This window comes from Sulfuricaulis sp. (genome assembly GCF_049587675.1).
Taxonomy (GTDB): Bacteria; Pseudomonadota; Gammaproteobacteria; order Acidiferrobacterales; family Sulfurifustaceae; genus Sulfuricaulis.
The window spans coordinates 1-1886 of sequence record NZ_JBAVEJ010000228.1; the positions used below are offsets into that span (position 1 = coordinate 1).

The 1886-nt window shown below is 52.3% G+C and carries 1 protein-coding gene; it reads left to right on the forward strand.

The genetic code is table 11. The annotated features are described in order from the left end of the window. Nucleotides 1–962: 962 nt before the first annotated feature. On the forward strand, nt 963–1886 hold a 924-nt coding region (locus tag WB402_RS11970; RefSeq protein ID WP_424208149.1), incomplete at its 3' end, for a heparinase II/III family protein.

Here is a 1886-nt window from a genome sequence, read left to right on the forward strand (position 1 = left end):
GCGCTTTGACGATCGAGGAAGAACTCGATTTTTCGAGACTGTAATTACAAGAAAGCGATGGTACTCGGGACCGGTGGTCCTTAATCCGAAACAGATACTTATCCAAACCTAACCTCCCTAAAATTCCCTTTCCAACAAACTTTAAACTTTATGACGAATCCAGATCCTGAGTGCCGGCGGAATGTTCTAAACTGGTATTGCATCCCAGCACCATGTGGTCCGTAACGGCAACCCTATATGAATCGTAATTATGGCGTGCAATTATGAAATTCCTATCGATATACGATGCATGCCTCGAAACCCCTGACCAACGGTACAATCAGGTTCAATCGGGCCTCTGATGCATCGCATTGAGCTCGCAACGCGGCAGACACTTTTGCCCCGCCAGGCATTTTCTGAGTCATCAAGTCAAGTATAACTTCAGCAGGCATATACGCCGCCTCGGGCACGTGACCCAAACGGAGGTTTCTCAGACATACGGCAAGGAGACCTGTTATGGTAACAACGTCACAAATCAGCCCTGGCAAACTGGGGAAAGGTTTTTGAACGTTGGTCTCTGGATTCATCCGGTCGCTGGAGTCAGCTCTCAGCATTGCAAATGCCGCGAATTACAATCGAAAAAGCCTGATAAACGAACACACCGGCCGCGATACCTAGCCGGGCGGCGCGGATATTACATATTATAGTATCGTTCGTCAAATAGAGTCAGCGGGCACTGAGCCGCTACTACGCGGGATAGCTGTTGGTCCCTGCCATGTGCCGACGTCGCCCGATGCTGTCCACGAAAATCATTCTGTCAGCACAAAATTCCTTACTGGGTAATATCAAGAACGGTATCATCGAGCGTCAAAAGCTGCGCGAGTATTGCCACTGGGGTTCTTTGATGATGTGTTGTTCAACAAAAAGATGGAATGTCCGGACTAGAGAGCTCGTGGAGGCAGATCTCCGACAAATTGCACGACATGAACCCAGGACCTGATTCCCTATCAACCTTCGCATGGTATTGGAACCGCCTGAGGTGCATGTCGTTGGCGGAGATGGTGTATCGCCTTCGTGTGAAATTTGTTTCGTCGCTGAATCGTTTCGGTGTGGTTACTTTGCGTGCCGCGCCCGTACCGGATCTGACGATCCCCACACCCGTGTTTATCGGAACGGGGAATGGTATTCCTCCCCAACCGTACTCCCAAGCGGCGGATGAGATTTTGCAAGGACGACTACGCGTCTTCGCCTTGGATCATGTGTGTGGATCGGTCCTGCAATGGAATCAGGATCCCAAGACGGGGACAGTCGCACCTCTGGCCTTTGCCAAGACTCTCGATTATCGCAACGAAGCGCTCGTCGGCGACATCAAGTATCTCTGGGAGCCCAACCGGCATCTCCATCTGGTGACGTTGGCGCAGGCCTATCATCTGACTGGCGAGCGGCGCTACTTGGACGGATTACAGCGTCAGCTCGAGTCCTGGTTCGACCAGTGCCCGTATCTCAAGGGCCCGAACTGGTCCAGTTCGCTGGAACTCGCCATCCGGTTGATCAATTGGAGTATTACCTGGCAGTTGATCGGCGGACTGGATTCGATCGTGTTCTCAGGCGAGGTGGGCAACCGATTCCGGAACCGCTGGCTGGTCGCGATCCATCAACACATGCATTTTATTCACGGTCATTTCTCACGTTTCTCATCAGCCAACAATCATTTGATTGGTGAGGCGGCTGGGCTTTTTGTCGGCGCGGTAACCTGGCCGTACTGGCGCCAGTCGCAAAACTGTGCCGCTGAAGCGCAGGAAATTCTGGAGCGCGAGGCGCTCATGCAAAATGCGCCGGATGGCGTTAATCGGGAGCAAGCGGTTTCGTACCAGCAATTTGTGCTGGATTTTCTGTTGATCGCGGCG